Below are 547 nucleotides of genomic sequence, written 5' to 3' on the forward strand. Positions count from 1 at the left end.
ATTGACTACCTCAGCATCAAGAGCATGGATGGGGGCGTGGGGATCGCCCTGCTCGGTAACCAACTGCTGTTCGATCCAGGTCTCCTGGCGCATTGCCGACGCCTGGTCACCGCCCTGGACAATGATCGGGGCGGCATCAGCGCGGTGGTTGATCTGACCCAGCGGTATCCGGATACGGAACTGGTCCCGTATCCCCTTGATGGCCATAAGGATGCCAATGAGGTCTTGCAGGCCCGGAAGAAAAAAGGTCGCCGGCTGAGTGTGCCCGATAAACTGGAAATCTACCGGGCCTTTCAGCGGAGCGACAACAAGAGTGAGCTGGCCCGACAGTGGGGCATAGACCGTTCCTATCTCTATCAACTGGTCAAGGATATGGAGGCGTCGCTGACCGGGCTGCTCGCTGCCCGCCAGGTCGGACGGCCACCGGCCGATCGTCCTGAATCGGTGCAGGAGGCCTGGCAAGAACTGCAGGCCCTGCGGGAGCAGATCAATCAACTCGGCCAAGAGCGGGATCAGGCCACCTGTCGCGCCGAGTTCCTCGGTCTGC

The 547-nt window shown here is 61.2% G+C and carries 1 protein-coding gene; it reads left to right on the forward strand.

Translation table 11 applies throughout. The features are described 5' to 3' along the window. The coding region (locus JWG43_RS17760) for a toprim domain-containing protein (protein ID WP_205244281.1) at positions 1–547 on the forward strand (547 nt) is incomplete at both ends.

It is taken from the genome of Desulfobulbus alkaliphilus, assembly GCF_016918545.1.
Classification (GTDB): Bacteria; Desulfobacterota; Desulfobulbia; order Desulfobulbales; family Desulfobulbaceae; genus Desulfobulbus; species Desulfobulbus alkaliphilus.